16 protein-coding genes and 1 riboswitch are annotated in these 19,876 nt (G+C 70.7%); of the genes, 12 read left to right on the top strand and 4 right to left on the bottom strand.

The window, feature by feature from the left end; genetic code table 11:
* Window positions 1–70 precede the first annotated feature (70 nt).
* The gene (locus tag J0695_RS24690; RefSeq protein ID WP_206965246.1) at window positions 71–538 is read left to right on the top strand and encodes a cupin domain-containing protein; all 468 of its coding nucleotides are present in this window, start codon (window positions 71–73) and stop codon (window positions 536–538) included.
* A 48-nt stretch (window positions 539–586) separates the two neighbouring features.
* A riboswitch (TPP riboswitch) is annotated at window positions 587–681 on the top strand.
* A complete protein-coding gene (locus tag J0695_RS24695) occupies window positions 672–2,069 on the top strand; it encodes a purine-cytosine permease family protein (RefSeq protein ID WP_206965256.1) in 1,398 nt (465 codons plus the stop codon). (Overlaps the previous riboswitch by 10 nt.)
* Here J0695_RS24695 and J0695_RS24700 read toward each other — a convergent pair.
* A complete protein-coding gene (locus J0695_RS24700; protein ID WP_206965259.1) occupies window positions 2,039–2,392 on the bottom strand; it encodes an ArsR/SmtB family transcription factor in 354 nt (117 codons plus the stop codon). The genes J0695_RS24695 and J0695_RS24700 overlap by 31 nt on opposite strands.
* Window positions 2,393–2,511: 119 nt before the next feature.
* Between J0695_RS24700 and J0695_RS24705 the strand changes: the two genes are divergently transcribed.
* On the top strand, window positions 2,512–3,231 hold the full coding sequence (locus J0695_RS24705; RefSeq protein WP_206965261.1) for an SDR family oxidoreductase: 720 nt from the start codon (window positions 2,512–2,514) through the stop codon (window positions 3,229–3,231).
* Between the two features lie 70 nt (window positions 3,232–3,301).
* Here J0695_RS24705 and J0695_RS24710 read toward each other — a convergent pair whose 3' ends face one another.
* Complete coding sequence (locus J0695_RS24710) at window positions 3,302–4,063, bottom strand: GntR family transcriptional regulator (RefSeq protein ID WP_206965264.1); 762 nt, start codon at window positions 4,061–4,063, stop codon at window positions 3,302–3,304.
* Window positions 4,064–4,338: 275 nt separating this feature from the next.
* On the opposite strand from J0695_RS24710, the gene J0695_RS24715 reads away from it, so the two are divergent.
* Together J0695_RS24715 and J0695_RS24720 are read left to right on the top strand one after the other, a co-directional pair.
* Complete coding sequence (locus J0695_RS24715) at window positions 4,339–5,628, top strand: PTS transporter subunit EIIC (RefSeq protein ID WP_206965266.1); 1,290 nt, start codon at window positions 4,339–4,341, stop codon at window positions 5,626–5,628.
* A gap of 89 nt (window positions 5,629–5,717) precedes the next feature.
* Window positions 5,718–6,779 (top strand): SIS domain-containing protein, encoded by a 1,062-nt coding sequence (locus J0695_RS24720; protein ID WP_206965268.1) that lies wholly within the window; start codon window positions 5,718–5,720, stop codon window positions 6,777–6,779.
* A 20-nt stretch (window positions 6,780–6,799) separates the two neighbouring features.
* On the opposite strand, the gene J0695_RS24725 is transcribed toward J0695_RS24720, so the two are convergent.
* The gene (locus J0695_RS24725) at window positions 6,800–7,828 is read right to left on the bottom strand and encodes a hypothetical protein (protein WP_206965269.1); all 1,029 of its coding nucleotides are present in this window, start codon (window positions 7,826–7,828) and stop codon (window positions 6,800–6,802) included.
* Between the two features lie 137 nt (window positions 7,829–7,965).
* Here J0695_RS24725 and J0695_RS24730 point away from each other — a divergent pair, with 137 nt between their 5' ends.
* The 7 genes from J0695_RS24730 to J0695_RS24755 all read left to right on the top strand — a co-directional run bounded on the left by J0695_RS24730 (window position 7,966) and on the right by J0695_RS24755 (window position 16,769).
* Window positions 7,966–8,931 carry an SDR family NAD(P)-dependent oxidoreductase gene (locus tag J0695_RS24730; RefSeq protein ID WP_206965271.1) on the top strand — a complete coding sequence of 322 codons (966 nt, stop codon included), beginning with the start codon at window positions 7,966–7,968 and terminating at the stop codon, window positions 8,929–8,931.
* Between the two features lie 60 nt (window positions 8,932–8,991).
* Entirely contained in the window at window positions 8,992–9,087 is a 96-nt protein-coding gene (locus J0695_RS45715) for a putative leader peptide (protein ID WP_344106373.1), read from the top strand.
* 99 nt (window positions 9,088–9,186) lie between these two features.
* Window positions 9,187–10,617 carry a sulfatase family protein gene (locus J0695_RS24735; RefSeq protein ID WP_242553138.1) on the top strand — a complete coding sequence of 477 codons (1,431 nt, stop codon included), beginning with the start codon at window positions 9,187–9,189 and terminating at the stop codon, window positions 10,615–10,617.
* Between the two features lie 151 nt (window positions 10,618–10,768).
* The gene (locus tag J0695_RS24740; RefSeq protein WP_206965280.1) at window positions 10,769–12,775 is read left to right on the top strand and encodes a GxGYxYP domain-containing protein; all 2,007 of its coding nucleotides are present in this window, start codon (window positions 10,769–10,771) and stop codon (window positions 12,773–12,775) included.
* A 251-nt stretch (window positions 12,776–13,026) separates the two neighbouring features.
* The gene (locus J0695_RS24745) at window positions 13,027–14,925 is read left to right on the top strand and encodes a RiPP maturation radical SAM C-methyltransferase (protein WP_206965289.1); all 1,899 of its coding nucleotides are present in this window, start codon (window positions 13,027–13,029) and stop codon (window positions 14,923–14,925) included.
* Window positions 14,922–15,485, top strand: coding sequence for a DUF5825 family protein (locus J0695_RS24750; RefSeq protein WP_206965304.1), 564 nt, complete (start codon window positions 14,922–14,924; stop codon window positions 15,483–15,485). Before J0695_RS24745 ends, J0695_RS24750 begins: the two co-directional genes overlap by 4 nt.
* A 3-nt stretch (window positions 15,486–15,488) precedes the next feature.
* Window positions 15,489–16,769 carry an MFS transporter gene (locus J0695_RS24755; RefSeq protein WP_206965306.1) on the top strand — a complete coding sequence of 427 codons (1,281 nt, stop codon included), beginning with the start codon at window positions 15,489–15,491 and terminating at the stop codon, window positions 16,767–16,769.
* 27 nt (window positions 16,770–16,796) lie between these two features.
* Here J0695_RS24755 and J0695_RS24760 read toward each other — a convergent pair whose 3' ends face one another.
* Window positions 16,797–19,772 (bottom strand): AfsR/SARP family transcriptional regulator, encoded by a 2,976-nt coding sequence (locus tag J0695_RS24760; RefSeq protein WP_206965322.1) that lies wholly within the window; start codon window positions 19,770–19,772, stop codon window positions 16,797–16,799.
* Window positions 19,773–19,876 lie beyond the last annotated feature (104 nt).

Consider the following 19,876-nt stretch of genomic DNA (forward strand, 5'->3'; position numbering starts at 1 on the left):
CACCCTACGATCGCAGGGATCCGACCCGTAGCCCCGCCCTCGCTCCCCCTCCCACCCCAGGGACGCAGTCATGAGCATGGCCTACCTCGCGCAGTCCGATCAGCAGCAGCAGCTCGAATGGCTCGACGGCGGAGTCCTCGCCGTGCTCCTCGACAGCGCGGCCACCGACGGGCAGCTCACCGTCGGCAGGTTCTCCCTCGCCAGGGGCGCGGCGTCGCCGTACCACCTGCACACCCGGGAGGACGAAGTCTTCCTCCTCCTCAAGGGAAGCGCCCTCGTGTGGGCCGGCGACACGCAGACCGAACTGTCCGAGGGCGGCATCGTCTTTCTGCCCAAGAAGATCCCGCACAGCTACCGGATCACCTCCGACTCCGCCGACATGCTGATGATCTGCACCCCTGCCGGTATCGAGGGCATGTTCCGCCACGCCGGGCGCGACCGGTCGACGCCCCGCCCCGAAGGGTTCCGGATCTCCCCCGAGCTGCTGGCCGAGGCCGCCGACACGTACGGACAGATCGTCGTCGGCCCGCCCCGCTGACGACCCCACCGGCTGGACATCAGCGCAGGCCGGGCTATCCTGACGGCCGAACCGGACACGGGGTGCCCCGCACGAGGGCTGAGATCAGACCCGTTGAACCTGAACCAGTTAGAACTGGCGGAGGGATGTCTTCATGTCGTTGCCGTATGCCCAGGGTGAGTTCACCGTCACCGATCCGCAGCCCGCTTTCGACGGGCGCATGCCCGCGGCCCCCGGCGATCTCCGTGTCGAGTCGCACGGCATAGCCCCCGTCCCCGAGAATCGCCGCTACGGCGGCCCCGGCCGGCTCTTCACGGTCTGGTTCGCCCCGAACCTGACCATGACCGGCGTGTTCACCGGCACCGTCGGCATCGCGCTGGGCCTGGACTTCGCGACGGCGCTCGCCGCCGTTGTGCTCGGCACTCTCGTCGGCGCTGTGCCGACCGCGTATCTGGGCACCTGGGGAAGCCAGACCGGGGCCGGGCAACTCCCGCTCGCCCGGCTGGCGTTCGGCCGGGGCGTCGTACTGCCGGGCGCACTGCAGTGGCTGTCGTCCATCGCCTGGGACGCGCTGATCGGACTGTTCGGCGGGGAGGCGCTGGCCCAGTTGTGCGGCTGGCCCTTCTGGCTGGGTGTGCTGGTCATGATGGCCGGGCAGGGCGCGCTCGGTGTGCTGGGTTACGAGGCGATCCACCGGCTCCAGACGGTGATGACGTTCGGCCTGGCCGCCGCCTTCGCGGTGCTCTCCACGAAGCTCCTGGATGGCGTCCACCCGGCTGCCACCGGCACCGCGCACGGCGCGGACCGGGCGGGCGCGTTCGTCCTGACCTTCACCATCGCGCTGAGCCTGGCGCTGTCCTGGGCGCCGTACGCCAGCGACTTCAGCCGCTATCTGCCGCGCAGCGCGTCCCGGCCACGCATGTTCCTCTTCACCCTGCTCGGCGTCAGCGTGTCCTTCGTGGCGGTCCAGGCCCTCGGCCTGTGGGGCGCGTCCGTCTTCACCGACCAGACCGCCCGCGGCATCGACACGCTCCTCGGCGGCGGGGCGCTCGGTGCGTTCGGCCTGCTCGCCGTGGCGCTCGCCGCCCTGTGCAGCAATGCCATGAACGACTACAGCGGATCACTGGCACTGCAGACCATGGGCGTCCGCGTGCCGCGCCCGCTGGCCGCCGCGCTCGCCGCCGCACTCGGTTTCCCGCTCGTGCTGTGGATGCACGCGGCGGACACCACCGCACGTTTCCAGAACGTGCTGCTCCTCGTCGGCTACTGGATCCCCGGGTTCGTCGCCATCGTGGCCGTCGACTGGACCGTCCGCGCGAGGGCCCGCGGCGGCGCCCCGGTCGACCTGGCCGCCGAGAGTGCGCGCAAGCAGCCCTGGTGGCCCGCGCTCACCGCGTTCGCCGTCGCGTTCGCCGCCGCGGTGCCGTTCATGAGCACCGGTCTGTACGTGGGCCCGGTGGCCGAGGCTCTGCACGGCGCCGACCTCGCGTACGGCGTGGCATTCCTCGTGGCTCTCGCCGTCTACACCCCGCTGCGGCTGCTGCGCCGCTGATCCGCGCCGTCCTCCAGGGTCGGGGACGTCGCGGCCAGCACGGCGTCGAGGAGTCCGGGGAAGCGGGTGCCGAGGTCGTCGCGGCGCAGTTCGACGGCCTTGTAGCGGCCCGCCTTGTGCTCGCGCGTGATGCCGGACTCGCGCAGGACCCGCCAGTGAAAGGTGGCGGTGGCCTTGGTGACCTCCAGGGGAAGGCTGCCGCAGGTCCGCTCGCCGGGGGACGCGGCGAGTTCGCGGACGATGTGCAGCCGTACGGGATGACCGAGGGCGGCGAGCACATCCTCGACGAGCAGCTGGTCGCGGTGCGGGTGGTACATGGCCATACCTCGATGGTACGACGAACCACATACTGACATGGTTTGTCCGTTTCGAGACCCTCACTGTACGATGAATGCCATACCGTCGTACCGACGAATTCCCCCGCCCCAGCAGGAGCACCACCGTGAGCACCCCCACAGCCCCGGCCGCCCCCGTCGCCATCGTCACCGCCGCCGGATCCGGAATCGGTCGCGGCATGGCGGGCGAACTCGCGAAGTCCGGCTACCGCCTCTCCCTCCTGGACGTCAACGACACCGTCCAGGACTTCGCCGATGAGCTCGGCGGGATCGCGACGGTCGGCTCGCTCACCGAACCGTCCGATCTGAAGCGCCTGGTGGACACCACCATGGACCACTACGGCCGGATCGACGCCGTCGTCAACGGCGCGGGTCACGCCAGGAACGACGAGCTGCTGAAGGTCACCGACCAGGAGTGGCACGACGGCCTCGACATGCTGCTGCTCAGCGTGGTGCGGATGGCCCGGCTCGTGACCCCGCACATGGAGAGGGCGGGGCGCGGCGCCTTCGTCAATCTCTCCTCGTACACGGCGTTCGAACCAATGGGCCTCATCCCGGTCAACTCCAGCCTGCGCGCCGCCCTCACCAGCTTCACCAAGCTGTACGCCGACGCCCATGCGGCCAAGGGGATCCGGATGAACAGCCTCATGCCGGGATACGTCGACAGCTGGCCCGAGGACCCGGAGTTCCTGGCGAAGATCCCGGCCGGTCGCTACGCCACCACCGAGGAGATCGGAAAGCTCGCCCGCTTCCTCGTCTCCGAGGACGCCGCCTACATCAACGGCGAGTCCATCCGCATCGACGGCGGCGCCGCCCGCTCCCTCTGACGGACACGCCGCCAGGACCAACGGCCCGCGGATACGGACCATCGGCGGCCATCAAGGCGTTCCACGCGTGTCAGCCTGATTGAAGTGTCGTACGCAGTCGGTAGCGGTCGCCGCTGTATTCGACGGTCGACAGCAGAACGGGACGCCGGCCGCGCCCGAAAACGGTCTGGTCGAGCACCAGCACGGGCGAGCCGGGCTCGATCCCGAGGTGCTCCGCCAGTGTGTCGTCCGCGCTGCGCGCCTCGATCGTCGTCTCGGAACGGTCGAGCTCCACGCCCCGTTGGCGGAGTTCGTCGAAGAGGGAGGTGTCGGAGCCGAAGTCGACATCCTCGATGCCCGGCGCGAGAGCGACGTCGACGAGGGTGCGGTCGACGGCGATGCGGACATCGTTGAGGAGCCGTACGCGCTCAAGACGGAGCAGGGGCGTACCCGCCGGAACGTCGAGCCGGTCCGCCTCGTCGAGCGAGGCGACGCCCATGTCCTGGCGGAGCACCAGCGAGCCGGCCTTCATGTGCTTGCGCCGGGCCGTGGCAGTGAAGGACTCCAGGTCCTTGGGCCACTCGCGCGTCGGCACCGACGCGGCCACGAACCAGCCTCGCCCGTGCGAAGCGGTCACCACGCCCAGCTCCACGAGATGGGTGAGCGCCTTGCGCAGCGTGACCCGGGAGATGCCGAGCTGTGTGCACAGCTCGCGCTCGGGCGGCAGTTTGGCCCCGGGCTGCAGGCCCCGGCGGGTGATCTCGGCCTGGATGAGGTCGGCGGCCTGGGACCACAGCGGGTCCGCGCCGTTCTGGCGCTCGGGCAGGCGCGCGGGCGTGGCGTCGTCGGGCATCGATGAACCTCCGGAGATCGACACCGAGAATACCACTGCCTACCACTGGTCGGATCCAGTAGGCGCAGAATGGGACTTCCGGCGGCGTCCGGCAGCCTTCCAGCCCTAATTCGACCCCCAAAGGTCAGACCACTAAAGACCAGTGTTGACCAATTGCTTACCACTACGTACCTTTACTGGCGTAGCGACCCGCCGGAACCCCGCCGGGGCCGCTCCCCGGTGGCCATGTCCCCCTGTGCTGCCGCCGGATCCCCCTGCGTGATGGAGGAAGACGGATGAGTACGGCCACCGGAAAGAAGCGTGGCGGCAGCGGCGTCATGGCTGTCATGCAGCGCATCGGCCGCAGCCTGATGCTGCCGGTCGCAACACTGCCCGCCGCAGCGCTCCTGGTCCGCCTCGGCGGAACGGATCTGCTGGGCCACAAGTCGCTCCCGGACTTCATCCAGAAGTTCGGCATCATCCTGAACGCGGGCGGCCAGACGGTCTTCGACAATCTGCCGCTGCTGTTCGCGATCGGCGTGGCCATCGGCTTCGCCAAGAAGGCCGACGGCTCCACAGCTCTCTCGGCCGCGGTCGGCTACCTCGTCTTCAAGGCCGTCCTGGCCAGCGCCGCCTTCCCCAAGGGCGCGGACGGCGAACCGCTGGACGCCAAGGTCCTGGGCGGCATCGTCATGGGCCTGGTGGCCGCCCTGCTCTACCAGCGCTTCAGCCGCACCAAGCTCCCCGAGTGGCTGGGCTTCTTCGGCGGCCGGCGCCTCGTCCCCATCCTCAGCGCCTTCGCCGGCGTCGGCATGGGCACACTCTTCGGCCTGATCTGGCCGCAGGTGGGCGGCTGGTTCTTCCACTTCGGTGAGTGGCTGATCGGCACGGGAGCCTGGGGCGCGGGCATCTTCGGTGTGGTGGTCCGTGCGCTCATCCCGATCGGGATGCACCACTTCTTCTCGTTCTTCCCCTGGTTCGAAGCCGGTACGTACGTCAACCCGGCCACCGGCGCCGAGGTCCACGGCGACATCGCACGCTTCCTCGCGGGCGACCCGAGCGCCGGACAGTTCATGACCGGCGGCTTCCCGATCTATATGTTCGCCCTCCCCGCCGCGGCCCTGGCCATCGCGCACACCGCCCGCCCCGAGAACCGCAAGATGGTCAAGGGCATGATGATCTCGGTCGCGCTGACCGCGTTCGTCACGGGCGTCACCGAACCCATCGAGTTCAGCTTCATGTTCGTCGCGCCACTCCTGTACGCGATCCACTCACTGCTGTTCGGTGTCTCGATGGCCGTCTGTTACGCCCTCGGCATCCGGGACGGCTTCGGCTTCTCGTCCGGTGCGATCGACTACGTCGTCAACTACGGCATCGCCACCAAACCCTGGATGCTCATACCCATCGGTCTGGTATTCGCCGCCCTCTACTACGTGATCTTCCGGTTCGCCATTCTCAAGTTCAACCTCCCCACACCGGGCCGTGAACCGGTGGAGGACGACGAGGGAACTGCCGTGACCGAAAAGGCCGTTGAGATCCCGGCAGCCGCGACCCCGGCGGACGACACCACCGCGTCCAGGACTTGACCGGTCCGGGCCGCCGCAGCCGCCACCGCACCACTTCTCGCTCGCCCGCTTCCCCCGCACCCTGGAAGCGCACGAAAGGAACGACCACGATGTCCGGATCCCGCATCACCTTCACCGAGGGACAGACCGACCAGCCGCAGGCGCTCGAACGCGTCATCACCCACGTACAGCAGCAGCTCACCGGTGCCGGCCTCGACCGGCTGCGCGAGGCGAAGCGCCCCCTCTTCGCAGGGATCGGCGCCTCGTACGCCGCACTGGCCGTCCCTGTCGACGTACTGCGCACCCATGGCATCGACGGCCGGCGCGTGCTGTCCAGCGAGATCGAGGAAGGCACGCACGGCTTCGAGACCGACCTGCTGATCGGGATATCGCAGGGCGGCCGCAGCTCGGAGACCATCGCCGCGTTCAAGGAGGCGGGAGACGTACCGAACGTCGCCGTGCTCAATGTGCTGGAGTCCCCGCTCGGCAGGCTCGCGGACATGACCGTCGACCTCGGGAACGAGCCCGACTCGTACGCCTCGACCATCGGGTTCACCGGCACGATCGCCGCCCTCGACCTGATCGCGGGCGCCATCGCGGGCCGCGATGCCTCCGACGACCCCTGGCACGGCATCGGCGCGCGGATGACGGCGGTACGCGAACAGGCGGCGGACGTGATCGGCGGACTCCAGGCACGCGCCGCGCGGTGTGTCGCCGCGGACGTGGTCGCCGCAGGGGCCTCGCGGGCCTCCGCCGAGGAGGGTGCGCTGCTGCTGCGCGAGGTCGTACGGATGCCGGCCGCCGCCTCCGTCACCCGCAACTATCTGCACGGTGAGATGGAGTCGGCGGGCAACACCCTGCATATCGTCTTCGGCGACGGCCGGGAGATCGAGCTGGCCCGCTCGCTGTCCGGCGCGGGCCACTGCACCCTGCTCGTCACCGCCCGGCAGGTCGCACCGTCCGACAGCCTCGGCGTGGTCCGGCTGCCGGACGCGGCGCCGGGTGCCCGCGTCGTACTGGAGACCGTCGTGCTGCAGGAGCTGTCGGCGGCCCTCAGCACCGAGCGCAACATTCCCATCGAGTCGTTCGTCTTCGCCAACGACGACACCAAGGAGGGCGGCGTGAACCCGGCGGACTTCGCCATCGCCTCCCCGGTCGCGGCAGCTCCGTAACAACGCCCGGCGGATCCTGCTCAGTGCGCGGCGGCCGCCTTGCGCAGGGCGGCGATGCAGGTGTCCAGCGCCTTCTGGAGGTCTTCGAGGCGCTGGACCATGTCGTCCTCGTAGATGTCGTCGGCGTCGTCCAGGGTCAGCTCCTCGAACACCCGGGTCGCCTTCTGCAGGCTGCTGTAGAACTTCGTACGGCGTTCCTGGACGCGCAGTTCGGGGTCGGCCTCCACGGCCTGGGCGACCAGGTCCTTGACGGTGTCGTACGCCTCGCTGGCCCACTCACCGGCCTCTTCGCCCTCTTCCAGCTCGTCGATGAGGGAGAGGTGCCGCTCGGCCTCGGCACGCAGCTCGGCCGGGGCGTCGACCGTCTGCCCGGCCGCGGTCCTGATCTGCCCGTTGTCGACGATCTGGCGTACGTAACCGATCCGGTCGGCCGCCCTGCTCTCGCTGGCCACCGCCTTCTTCAGCCCGTCCGTACGCGCGATGTCGCGGGCCAGCTCGGTCTGCAGCGCCGGGTCCTCCTTGATCCGGTCCAGGAGCGCGGCCCTGGCGGCCTGGGCGGTGGAGGGATCGGCGAGGATCGCGGCCCGCAGCGCGGTGGGGTTCTCGGCGACCTCCAGGGCCTTGGTCGGCCTGATCCCCTCGGCCTCGGCCGCCGCGGTGATCGCGGTGCCGCGCACGGAGGTGGCTCCGGAGCGTGAGGAGTAGTACGCGTGCCACACATCGGAGTCCGGCAGCTCGATGTCCTCCCCCGGGACCAGCACCTCGAACTGGGGCACCAGGCCGTCGTCGGCGGCCAGGTCCCAGGCCTTGCAGTAGCGCAGGACCCGCTCGGCCGAGCATCCGGCGAGCTCGCCGAACTCCTTCGCGGAGACCTTCGGCGAATCACCGGCGGGCTGTCCACCGGGCCGTACGCTGCGGGCCACCTTCAGGGCGAAAGCCCAGCCGCCGGTCCGCGCATAGGCTCCGAACTCACGGGCGTCCCGTACCACCAGGTCCTGGCCCTCGGCGGACAGGGCGGCGGTTTCGGACGGAGCGAGGGCTACTGACACAAGGACTCTCCTGGCACTTGCAGAGGACAAAGAGACGAAGCACGCATCCTATATGGGCCAGTTGATACTGGTATTGGGTGCGCGGCCGAGCCTACGCCGTTGACTTGGACCGCGGTCGAGCATCTAGCTTCTCGTCCATGACGACACCTCAGCACAAGATCGGATCGGGCTTCGGCGCCCGGAGCACCGCGGACGACGTCCTGGCGGGGATCGACCTGTCGGGAAGGACCGCCGTCGTGACCGGCGGCAGTTCCGGCCTGGGTCTGGAGACAACCCGGGCCCTGGCCCGGGCAGGAGCGCGTGTGATCGTCCTCGCCCGGCGACGGGCGGCCGCGCAGGAGGCCGTCGGGGGAATCGACGGCGTCGAGACCGACGAGCTCGACCTGGCCGACCTCGACAGCGTCAGCGGATTCGCCGGGCGCTTCCTCGCCTCGGGCCGGGACATCGACATCATGATCAACAGCGCCGGGGTCATGGCATGCCCCGAGACCCGGGTCGGACCGGGCTGGGAGGCGCAGTTCGCCGTCAACCATCTCGGCCACTACGCACTGGTCAACCAGCTCTGGCCGGCACTCGCACGCGGTGGCGCGCGCGTGGTCGCCGTGTCGTCGGGCGGCCACGGTAACTCGGGCATCCGCTGGGACGACGTGCACTTCGAGCACGGCTACGACAGGTGGCAGGCGTACGGCCAGGCGAAGACGGCGAACGCCCTGTTCGCCGTACAGCTCGACGCGCTCGGCCGCGACCACGGCGTACGGGCGTTCTCCCTGCATCCCGGCAGCATCCTCACCCCGCTCCAGCGTCACCTGGCGAAGGAGGAGATGGTCGCCGCCGGCTGGATCGACGAGAGCGGCAGCCCGACCGACCCCACCTTCAAGACTCCCGCGCAGGGCGCGGCGACCCAGGTCTGGGCAGCGACGTCGCCCCAACTGGCAGGCCTGGGCGGCGTGTACTGCGAGGACTGCGACATCGCCGGACCGGCACCCGCCGACGGCTCGGGCGACGGCGTGCGCCCGCACGCGACCGATCCCGAACAGGCCGCACGGCTCTGGGAGTTGTCGGCCTCCCTCACCGGCGTCGACGCGTTCTCGGCCACGCACTGACGTCTTGCGTGCCGGACGGGTGTTGACAGGCCCACGGAGACCGCGCGAGTCTCTCGGATCATGCAGCCCCTCCGTGACCTGACGGTCACCCTTGTGGAGCGCCGCCACGTCGACCTGGTCCGTGTCGCGAGCGCCATCTGTCGCTGCTCCTCCTGATCCCCGGTAACTCCCCTCTCCCACCCGGCCGTTCCCGGCCTTCTTTCCGCATGGGTACGTGACGCCCTCGCGCACGTACCCATGCTCAGGAGCGCACGCATGCCTCAGCACGACGATCACACGTCCCGTATGTCCCGGCGCGCCTTCGGCGGTGCCGTCGGAGCCGGTGCGGCGGCAGCCGCGGTCGGCCTGCCCGCCGCCGACGCCGCCGCGAGCACACCCGGTGCACCCGTACCGCAGGAGCGGCAGTTCCGGTCCGCGCACGGCCGGAAGTCACGACGTCCCAACATCCTGTTCATCCTCGGGGACGACCTCGGCTGGGCCGACCTGTCCTCCTACGGATCGCCGCACATCAAGACCCCGAACCTGGACCGCCTCGCACGACAGGGCGTCAGATTCACCAACTCCTACTCGGGTTCTGCCACTTGCTCGCCCACGCGCTTCAGCCTGTACACGGGGCGCTATCCCGGGCGTACGGAGGGCGGACTCGCCGAGCCCATCGCCGACCGGACGGTGGGACTCGACCCGACGCATCCGACACTCGCGTCGCAGCTGCGCGGCGCCGGGTACGCGACCGCGCTGATCGGCAAGTGGCACTGCGGCTATCTGCCGGACTACTCCCCCACCAAGTCGGGCTGGGACGAGTTCTTCGGGAACTTCGGCGGCGCCCTGGAGTACTACTCGAAGCTGGGCCTCGGCGGCGAGTACGACCTCTACGAGGGGGATGCCGAGCACAAGGACCTGCGCTACTACACACGGATCCTCACCGAGCGCGCGCGTGACTACATAGACCGCGAGCACGAGAAGCCGTGGCTGCTGAACCTCAACTTCACCACCCCGCACTGGCCTTGGATCGCGGACGGGGACACCGAGGTGAGCGACGAGATCGTGCGGCGGATCAAGGCCGGGGACAAGAGCGCGCTGTGGCACCAGGACGGCGGATCGGTCGCGAAGTACACGGAGATGGTCGAGGACCTCGACCGGTCGGTCGGCGAGGTACTGCGCACCCTGAAGGAGTCGGGACAGGAGCGGGACACCCTCGTCTTCTTCGCCTCCGACAACGGCGGTGAGCGGTGGTCCTACCAGTGGCCGCTGTCCGGCGAGAAGGCCTCGCTCCAGGAGGGCGGGATCCGCGTTCCCGCGATCGTACGGTGGCCCGCACGCCTCGACGGCGGCCAGGTCAGCGACGAGCCGAACTTCAGCCCGGACTGGACGGCGACGCTCCTGGAGATCGGCGGGGCCAGGCCGCACCCGGCGTATCCGCTGGACGGCACCAGCCTGGCCGGATATCTGCTGAGGGGCGAGGAGTTGAGCGAGCGCGACCTGTTCTGGCGGGTACGCGGAGAGCGGGCGCTGCGGCGCGGCGACTGGAAGTACTACCAGGGCAAGAGCGGCCAGGACCAGCTGTTCAATCTGGCGGAGGACCAGCGGGAACTCGCCGACAAGGCGCGCGCCGAGCCGGAGCGGGTGAGCGCTCTGCGCGCGGCCTGGGAGCGTACGGACAAAACCCTGCTGCCGTACCGGAAGTGACGTGTACGCGGCCCGCACCGGATGCACTCCGCCGGTGCGGGCCGTTGGCGATGTCTGTTCGCCCCATGGACAACACCCCTGCCCCCTCGCTAACTTCACTCTCCATTGACAACGATGTCAGGCCTTCTTGATCAAGGAGTAGTGATCACTGATGGTGTCCCGGCGAACCTTTCTGCTCACCCACGGCACAGCGCTCACGGCAGCCGGGCTCGGCTTCTCGCTGCCCGGCTCCGCCGCGGCGTCGGCGCCGGCCTCCCCGGCTGCGCTGCTGCCGTCCTTCGGCCGCCCCACCCGGCTGGACACGGCCGACGTGTCCGCCCTGACCGGGGACGACCAACTGCTGCTGACCACCCTCCAGGGCGTCGTCAACCGCAAGCAGCCGCGCCTCTACTTCTCCTTCGACAGCGGGACCGCGGACGCCCGCTGGCTCGAGGGGACCGGTGCCGCCGTCACCCGGCACGACAACGCCCTGGACCTGGTGGACCGCTATCGCGGGGAGATCCGCGGCGCCGTACTGCACGACCCCGCCGTTCCCGACACGGTGAACGTCGCCACCACGCTGGCCGGCCTGGAGAACGCGGTTGCCGCCACCGCCGAGCAGGCCCGCGTACACGATCTCAAGGTCGTCGCCGACCTGCGCGGCCGATTCGATGACGACCCGGCGGCCGTCTACCGCTGGCAGCTCGACAACCTCTTCCCGCGCTGCTCGCACGCCCTGCTGGCCGGGCTCGCCCCCACCAGGACCGTGACGGTCTCCGGGGTGAAGTGGCGGGAGATCGCCCGGGAGGCCGTCCGCGTCCGCGACTCCTCCAACCGCGCGGTCCGCGCGCTCGACCTCAGCCCCGAACTCACCGGCACGGACGGCGCCTTCCTGCGCTTCCAGGATGCGTACGGGGACGACGGCTGGGGCGCCTCGGTCGGCCAGGTCACGGTGAAGGCGGACGGTGAGGTGATCGCCTCCTTCACACCCGGCACGGACGCCGAGGCCCCGTACCTCTTCGACGGTCTCAACTCCTCCGTCGGCGGCCAGGCCAACCGCTTCGCGGACGGCGGCGGCTACTTCGTCTACCGCTTCGCGGCTCCGGCAGGGACCCGGCAGCTGCTCGTCGAAGTCGACCTGTGGAACCAGTACTTGATCACGGCCACGACCACCGCGCCCACCCGCGTGGAGCCGTTCCCGTACTTCCGCGACTACGCGGTCGCCGCACGGGCGATGGTCCTCTGGCTGCCGCCGGCGGGCGCGACCGGCGAACTCCTCGACGAGGTCTTCGGGCGCCTCGCGCCCACCACTCCGTACTGTGGCTGGTTCTCCAACGATGTGGCCGGTGAGTGGGGCGGCGTCGACCGCGCCTCGCAGCACGGCATCGAGGTGGTGGCAGCGGACTTCTACATGAACGGCACCGTGCACGCGGGAGTCCCGGCGAAGATCTCCGCCAAGGTCCGCCCACGGCCCAAAGTCGCGCTCCGCAACCGGGTGTACCTCACGCTCACCGTCGGCGAGGGCGACAATGTGCAGTACTGCCAGCGGCGCATGCGCGATCTGTGGGACAACCCGGCTCGGGGCCGCGTTCCCGTCAACTGGACGGTCAGTCCGCTCCTCGCCGACATCGGCCCGGCCCTGCTCGCGTACTACCAGCAGACCGCGACCGGGAACGACCTGCTGATCGCGGGCCCCTCCGGCGCCGGATACACCTACCCCGGCTCCTGGCCCGCGGAGGCCCTGGACGCGTACACGGAACTCTCGGGCCGGTTCCTGCGCCGTACCGGAATGGACCTGGTGTACGCCTACAACCAGCGCACGGCGGACGGCGACGGGTGGGTGCCCCTCGACGACCGTGTCGTCCGTTCCTACCGGCGCAACACCCCGCTGCGCGGCATCGTCCAGTCCTGGGAGACGGGCGATCTGGAGATCCGCCCGGCGGGGGTGCCGGTGATCGGCAACTTCTCGCCGCAGGGCGATGCCGCCGAGTACCACGCGGCGCTGCTGAAGCACATCGAGGGCTGGGACGGCGCCGGGCCGCTGTTCATCGCCGGGGCGGTCAACGCCTGGAACTGGACACCGGGCGATATCGCCGCGCTCGGCCAGCTCGTCGGGGACCCCTTCGAGATCGTCCGCGGCGACACCTTCTTCGACCTTCTGGACCGCTCTGCCCAGTAGCCACCGGCCCGCATCGCCGGAGGGACAGCAGTGCCCTTGTGGGGCGTATGCGATGCACCTAGGGTGAACTACCTCTCGAAGTACGGGTGTTCGAGGTTGTCGAGCAAGGGAGAGACCGTGGAGATCAAAAAAGTAGTGATCCGCGAGGAAGAGCGCACCAACCGCAAACCTGCCGTCATGGAGAAGCGCCCGCCGAGCCGCTGACACGGCGGAAGTCGCGGGCAGATGTCCATGGAGACGGAGAGGACCGTATGCGTGTTCAGCTGGTGACCATGCCCTGGCACCCGATCGATCTGCCGTCTCTCCAGGTGGGCCTGTTGCACCAGTTGCTGCGACAGGTCCGCCCGGACGACGAGGTGCGCGAGTTCCACGGCTCGCTGCGCTGGGCCGAATTCCTCCTGGAGAGATCCGGCGGGCGGCTCCGGCCCGGTGACTACGAGGCGATCGGCAGCGACTCGATCTTCGACGGCCTCGGCGACTGGGTCTTCTCGGGCGCCCTTTACCAGGACGAGAACTGGGGCGTCGCACGCCTCACGGATTACGCGACACGTCGCGGCCTCGACATCGGCACCGCATCCGCCATGCGGCCGCACGCCACCGAATTCATCGCCGAGTGCGCGACGGAAGTACTGGCCCAGGATCCCGACATCGTCGGGTTCACCAGCACATTCATGCAGAACGTGCCGTCACTCGCACTGGCCGCCGAGCTCAAGCGCCGCCGCCCTGGACTGACCGTCGTCTTCGGCGGCAGCAACTGCGACGGCCCGATGGGGCACGCCCTGCACCGCAACCATCCCTTCGTCGACCATGTGGTGCGCGGCGAGGGCGAGTACGCCTTCCCCGCCCTGCTGCGCCACCTGGACGCGGGCACACCGCCCGCCGACGTACCCGGCCTGTGCTGGTGGGACGACGGGGTGTCGCGCGCGAACACCGAGTCCCGGCGCACCGTGGCGCCCACGGACATCCCCGCGCCCGACTACGACCAGTGGCGGACCGCCCTGGACGCGTCCCCGGTCCTCGAGTACGTGTACCCGAAGCTCGTCGTCGAGGGAGCGCGCGGCTGCTGGTGGGGCGAGAAGCACCACTGCACCTTCTGCGGCCTCAACGGCTCCTCCATGGCCTTCCGCGCCAAGACCGGTGCCCAGCTGTGGAGCGAGATCGACCACCTCGTACGGCGGCACCAGATCCTCGACATCGTCACCGTCGACAACATCATCGACATGGCGTACTTCAAGGACTTCCTGCCGCTCGCCGAAGAGAGCGGCTGGGACCTGCGGATGCACTACGAGGTCAAGTCCAACCTCAACCGCGACCAGATCGCCCAGCTGGGCCGGGCCGGGGCGGTGCTCATCCAGCCCGGCATCGAGAGTCTCAGCAACCGGGTACTCGACCTGATGGACAAGGGTGTCAGCGGTGCCCGCAATGTGCGCACGCTCCGCGAGTTCGAGAACCACTCGCTGACCTGCACCTGGAATTATTTGTACGGCTTCCCGGGCGAGCTCGCCGAGGACTACGCGCCCGTGGTCGACCAACTGCCCGCGCTCGTCCATCTGCAGCCGCCGGGCGGTGCGCACCGCATCCAGCTGGAGCGGTTCAGCCCGAACTTCACCGACCCCGGATTCGGCTTCGGCAAACGGCGTCCGGCCGAGATGTACCAGCACGTCTATGAACTGCCCGAGGCCGAACTGTCCGACCTTGTCTATCTGTTCGACACGGAGGACGCGGGCATCGGCGGCGAGGTCGAGTCGCAGCTCAAGCGGGCCGTCGCGGTATGGCGCGCCGGCCATGGCGGTTCGACTCTGGTGATGGAGGAAGCCGGGCAGCAGGAGGGCGTGGACGTACTGCTCGTACACGACCGGCGTCAGGGCTGGCCCCTTCGCACCCACCGGATGACCGGCTGGCAGGCGGTCGCGCTGCGCCTGCTGGAGGACGGGCGGACCGAGCCCGCACTGCACCGCAAGCTGACGGGCGACGGGCTCGAAGTGTCGGCGGGGGAAGTGGGCGAATGGCTCCAGGACGCCCTGGCGGCGGGGCTGTTGTTCCGGGACGGGCGGACCTATGTGTCCCTGCCCACACGGGAGGTGCCGGTCCGGCTGGACCGCGACCTGGCGGCGGACGACGCTGCGGACCTTCAGGCGGTGGCCGGATGACCGCGCTGCCCACGACCGTCGCCCACCGGGTCTCCGGGCGGCAGGTCCAGGTGGACGAACCACTGTGTCTGGACGGCGCGGGGCGCGAAACGGCGGTGGCGGTCCAGTTCCTGCGCGAGTGCCAGAGCCATGGGCTGCGTACGCACTGGGAGATGGCGTGCGAAAGGACGCAGGGCGGTGACGCGTACGCCTCACGAATGCTGCACCACCTCCCGCCGCCCGCCGAACAGTCCGGAGAACCGGGCGAGTTGGGCGCATGGCGCACCTCGTACGCCGCTTACCCCGCCGGGATGCTCTACCACCGGCGCGGTCCGGATTTCATCACCGTCATGGACCGCAGGGAACGGCCCTCCTCGGCGCGGTTCACCCTCGACCACCCGGATCTGCTCGCCGCCTTCGCGACCGTGCAGGAGGCCACGCCGCTCAGTGGGCTGAGCGCCGTGCAGCGGGAGGCCGTCGGCCTGCTCGCGGCCGAGCGGCTCGCCCTGGTCGCCGACGGGTGGGCGGTGGCGCTGCCGCCGCGGCTGCGCCGCTGGCCCGTACCCTGTACGGCGATCTGACGGTTGGGTGCGACACCGGCCGAAGGGCCGATCTCCCTCCATCGGTACCGGCCCTTCGTTCTGCTCTGCGGCGAGCAGATCGCCAGCTCCGTCGGGCGGCAGATCACCGCGCTCGCGCTGACGCTGCTGGCCGTGACCGGTCTCGGCGCGGGGCCGTTCGCGGCGGCCGCGCTGCTGGCACTGACCTATCTGCCCGGGGCCGTGCTGAGCCCGCTGGCCGGAGCGCTCGTCGACCGGGTCCGGCTGCGCCGTCTGCTCGTGTGGGTGACTTGCCTGCAGGTACTGGCGGTCGGCTCGGTGCCGTTCGCCGGGGCCACGGGGCACATCACCCTGGCGCACCTGTACGTGGTCGCCGCGGTCTCCGGCACCCTGACCTTCACACTCTCGATCGCGCTCCAGGCGGCACTCCCCCGCGTCGTCGGACCGGAACGGCTGCTCGCCGCCAACTCCGCTCTGACCGCGGCCCGTACGAGCGGGCAGATCGGCGGTCCTGCCCTCGGCGGTGTCCTGGTCGGGCTCCTCGGGGCTGATGCCGCGCTCGTCGCGGGCACGGCCGCCTATGCCGTCGAGACCCTGTTCCTGCTCGCCCTGCCCACCACTCTGAACGCCCTGGCGGGCTCCCGGGAGCCGGCGTCCGCGAAGTCACCGGCAGGCCTGCTGCGTACCGGACTCATGATGGCCCGCGCGGAGCCCCAGCTGCGCCGCATGGTCCTTGCGGGCGCGGGACTCAACCTCGGCAGCGGCGCCGCGGCGGCACTCTACGTGTTCTACGCGACCCGTGATCTGGCGCTCCCCGCCTGGCAGTTGGGGACCACGTACGCCGCCTACAGCGCGGCCACCCTGGTGGGTGCGCTGCTCGCCGGACGGTTCGCCAGGACCAGGGGGCTGTGGCGGGCCACGCAGCTCTGCGGGCTCGCGGCGGGTGCGGCGGTGTTCCTGATCCCGGCCGCCTCACTGGGTCTCGCCTTCCCTGTGCTGCTCGTGTACCAGGTCTGCTACGGGCTGTCCGGCACCGTGTGGCTGATCTCCATGACCACCACGCAGCAACTGGTCACTCCGGACGGCATGCAGGGGCGCGTCGCCGGTTTCGTACAGGCGGTGCTCCTCACGACGGTGCCGGTGGGTGCGCTGGCGGGCGGCGCGCTGGCCGGGCGGCTCGGGAGCGTACCCGTCCTCGTGGGATCGGCAGCCGTGGCCCTGCTCTCCGCGGCAACCCTCTGGGCGCCCACGGGGACGGGCACCGCCGTGGCGGAGCGGTCCCCGGAGGCGGAGAGCCGCCGCTGAGCCGGCGCGATCGGCTCAGCCATCGGCTCAGCAGTCCCTGAGGCCCGCGAGTGCCGTCCCGCGCTCCCGTGGATGGTCCTCGGCCCCGGTCAGTCGGAGTGCGGCCAGGAATTGCCGCCGCGCCTCGGCACGGCGGCCCGTCGTCGCGTAGGTGGTGCCCAGCCGGCTGCGGATCTCCATCTCCAGCGGGGTGCTGGTGTGTTCGGTGAGGGTGGCCAGCGCCTCAAGGTGCAGGGCGACGGCCAGGTCCGGGTCGCCCCGGCCGTGTTCCGCGGCGCCGAGCATCGACAGGCTCGCCGCCCGAAGCGGCAGGTCCCCGACCTCGTGGGCCAGATCGGCCGCCCGCCGCGACCGGCTTGCGGCCGTGGCGTAATGACCGAGCGCGAGATGGGCCTCGGCGATGAAGCACAGCGTCTTGCTGATCATCCTGGGCCTGCCGATCTTCTCGGCGAGGGCGAGGGCGGTGTCGTAGTGCTCCAGCGCCTCCTCGTGGCGTCCTTCGTGGTGAAGGATGGCGCCGAGGTTGCAGGTCGACATCCCGGCCAGCCAGTCGTCGTCGAGCCGGCCAGCGAGCTCCCGCACTTCGCGCAGGTGGACGACCGCCTCGTCGGTACGGCCCAGGGCCCGTTCCGCGCCGCCCAACCCGGCCCGGGCGCGGGCCTGTTCGCGCAGGTCGTGGCGGGCGATGCGCAGGGCGTCGGTGAACCAGGTGTGCGCCTGCCTCGGGCGCCCCTGATAGAGGTCGACGATGCCCATGCAGTTCCGCAGGGACGAGGGCATCCGCCGGTCGGCGGCGGTTTCCGCGAGGGACAGGGCGAGCTCCAGGGCCGCCCGGCTCTCGTGGTAGCGGCCCTGGCGTACCAAGTGGTCGACCAGGCTCTCGGCGATCCAGCAGGCGTGGTCGCTCTCCCCGGCGGCGACCGCGCAGGCGACCACGTCGACCAGCTCGCCGCCCGCGGCGTCCAGCCAGGTGGCGGCGTCCAGCCAGCCGGAGAAGGGTGAGCCGGTGACGTCCGGTCCTGTCGGGAAGCCCTCGGGGCCCCAGTCGCTGGCGATCCGTCCGGCGGCCGTGTAGAGGTGCAGCGCGGATCCTCGGTCGGAGGCCGCCTGTTGCGGCACCTCGGCGGCCAGACGGCCGGCGTGGACCCGTACGAGATCGTGCAGTCGGTAGCGGCCCGGCTGCGGCTGCTCCAGCAGACTCGCGTCGACCAGGGACTCGAGGAGGTCCTCGGCGTCGTGGTGGGAGCGGCCCAGCATGACGGCGGGGGTGAGTGCGTCGAAGGCGGGTGTCGGTGCCTGGCCCAACGCCCGGAACGTGCGCCGCAGTTCGGGCGCAAGCTGGTCGTAGGACAGCCGGAAGGCCGCTTCCACACTGCGGTCCTCGGCCTTCAGCTCGCCGAGGCCGCGCTCGTCGTCCGCCATCCTGGCCGCCAGGTGCGCCAGGCTCCAGGCCGGGCGGTTCTGGAGCCGGGCGCCGGTGATCCGCAGCGCGAGTGGCAGGCCGCCGCAGCGCAGAGCGAGTTCCTGCGCGGCCCCGGGCTCCCGCCCGGCGCGCGCCTCTCCCAGCAGGTGGGTGAGCAGGGTGACCGCTTCGCCCGCGCCGAGGGGCGCCACGGTGAGCCGCAGGTCTGCGTCGAGTCCCGACAGGCGCTGACGGCCGGCCACGAGCACCCTGCTGCCCGGTCCTGCGGGCAGCAGCGGGCGCACCTGTTCCACGCTGCGGGCGTCGTCCACGACGAGGAGCAGACTCAGTGCGCTGGTGGCCGCGCGCCAGGCCGTGACCAGTTCGTCCAGGTCGTCGGGCAGGTCGCCGTTGGCGCACCCGATCGCCCGCAGCAGCCGGTGCAGTGCCCGTCGCGGATCCAGGCTCTCGTGCGCGGCGCCGTGCGCGTGCAGGTCCACGTAGAGGCAGCCGTCCGGGTAACGCCCGCGGAGCGTCCAGGCCGCGCGTACCACCAGGGCGGTCTTCCCGACGCCGGCCGTGCCTGACACGGCCGCCACGGAGACGGCTCCGGTGGGCACCGGGGCGGTGAGCAGGGCGAGTTCGGCTTCACGTCCGACGAGGCACGCGATGTCACCGGGGAGTTCGTTCCTGGGAAGGCGAGGACCCGGGCGCTCGGCCACCGCTACGGACGGTGACACGGATGCGGTGGTACGCGCCCGTCCGAGCAGCACCAGGTCGTCCCGGCGCAGCACGGCCCTGTGCACCCGGCGCAGTTCGTCGCCGGGCTCCACCCCCAGCTCGCCGATCAGCAGGTCCCGTGTCTCCTGGTAGGCGGTGAGCGCCTCGGCCTGGCGGTCGCTGCCGTACAGGGCGCGCATCCGCAGAGCGGTACGGGGTTCGTCGTACGCCTGGGGGGCCAGGGGCGCGGCCATCAGACCGTCCAGGGCGTCCGCGTACCTGCCGAGCAGTACGAGGCACTCCGCACGCTGGTGATGAAGCGTGCGCCGCTGCTCGGCGAGCCGTTGCCGCTCGGCGTCGGCGAACGGTCCCGGCAGGCCGGGCAGCGGCTCGCCACGGAACAGCAGCAGCGCCCGGCCGGCGTGGTCGAGCGCACCGGCGAGATCGCCCGCGGCCTTCGACCGCTGGGCACCGGCGGTCAGTTCGGCCAGCTCACCGAGGTCGGTCCGGGCCTCGCCCGGTACGAAGCGGTAGCCGCCGCGCTCGCCTCGGATCAGCGAGCCCGCGGGGGCGGTGCCCGGTTCGTCGAGGGCCTTGCGCAGCGGATAGACGTAGCTCGGCAGGACGCGGCGGCCCGTCCCCGGGGGCTCGGAACCCCATATGCCGTCGAGCAGTTGGGGGTGGGTGACGAGCGTCCCGGTACGCAGGACCAGCGCGGCCAGGACCGCCTGGCGGCGCACCGGGCCGAGATCGAGCGGTGCCCCGGCCCTGCGAGCTGTGACCGGGCCGAGCAGGTCGATCCTCAGCCGGCCCGGGGCGTCCCGGTCCCTTGCGCGCGGACCGGCATCCGTCGCGCCCGCACCCCATCCGAAGTCCCCCATGTGCCCCGTGTTCCCCCGCTCCCCGCAGTCCCCCGTGCCCCTGCTTCAGCAGGATTTCATCGGAATTGCAGCCTGTCACGGGAGAGTTTGCAAGTTGCGCCGGG

The sequence above is a fragment of the Streptomyces beijiangensis genome (genome assembly GCF_017315755.1).
GTDB lineage: Bacteria > Actinomycetota > Actinomycetes > Streptomycetales > Streptomycetaceae > Streptomyces > Streptomyces beijiangensis.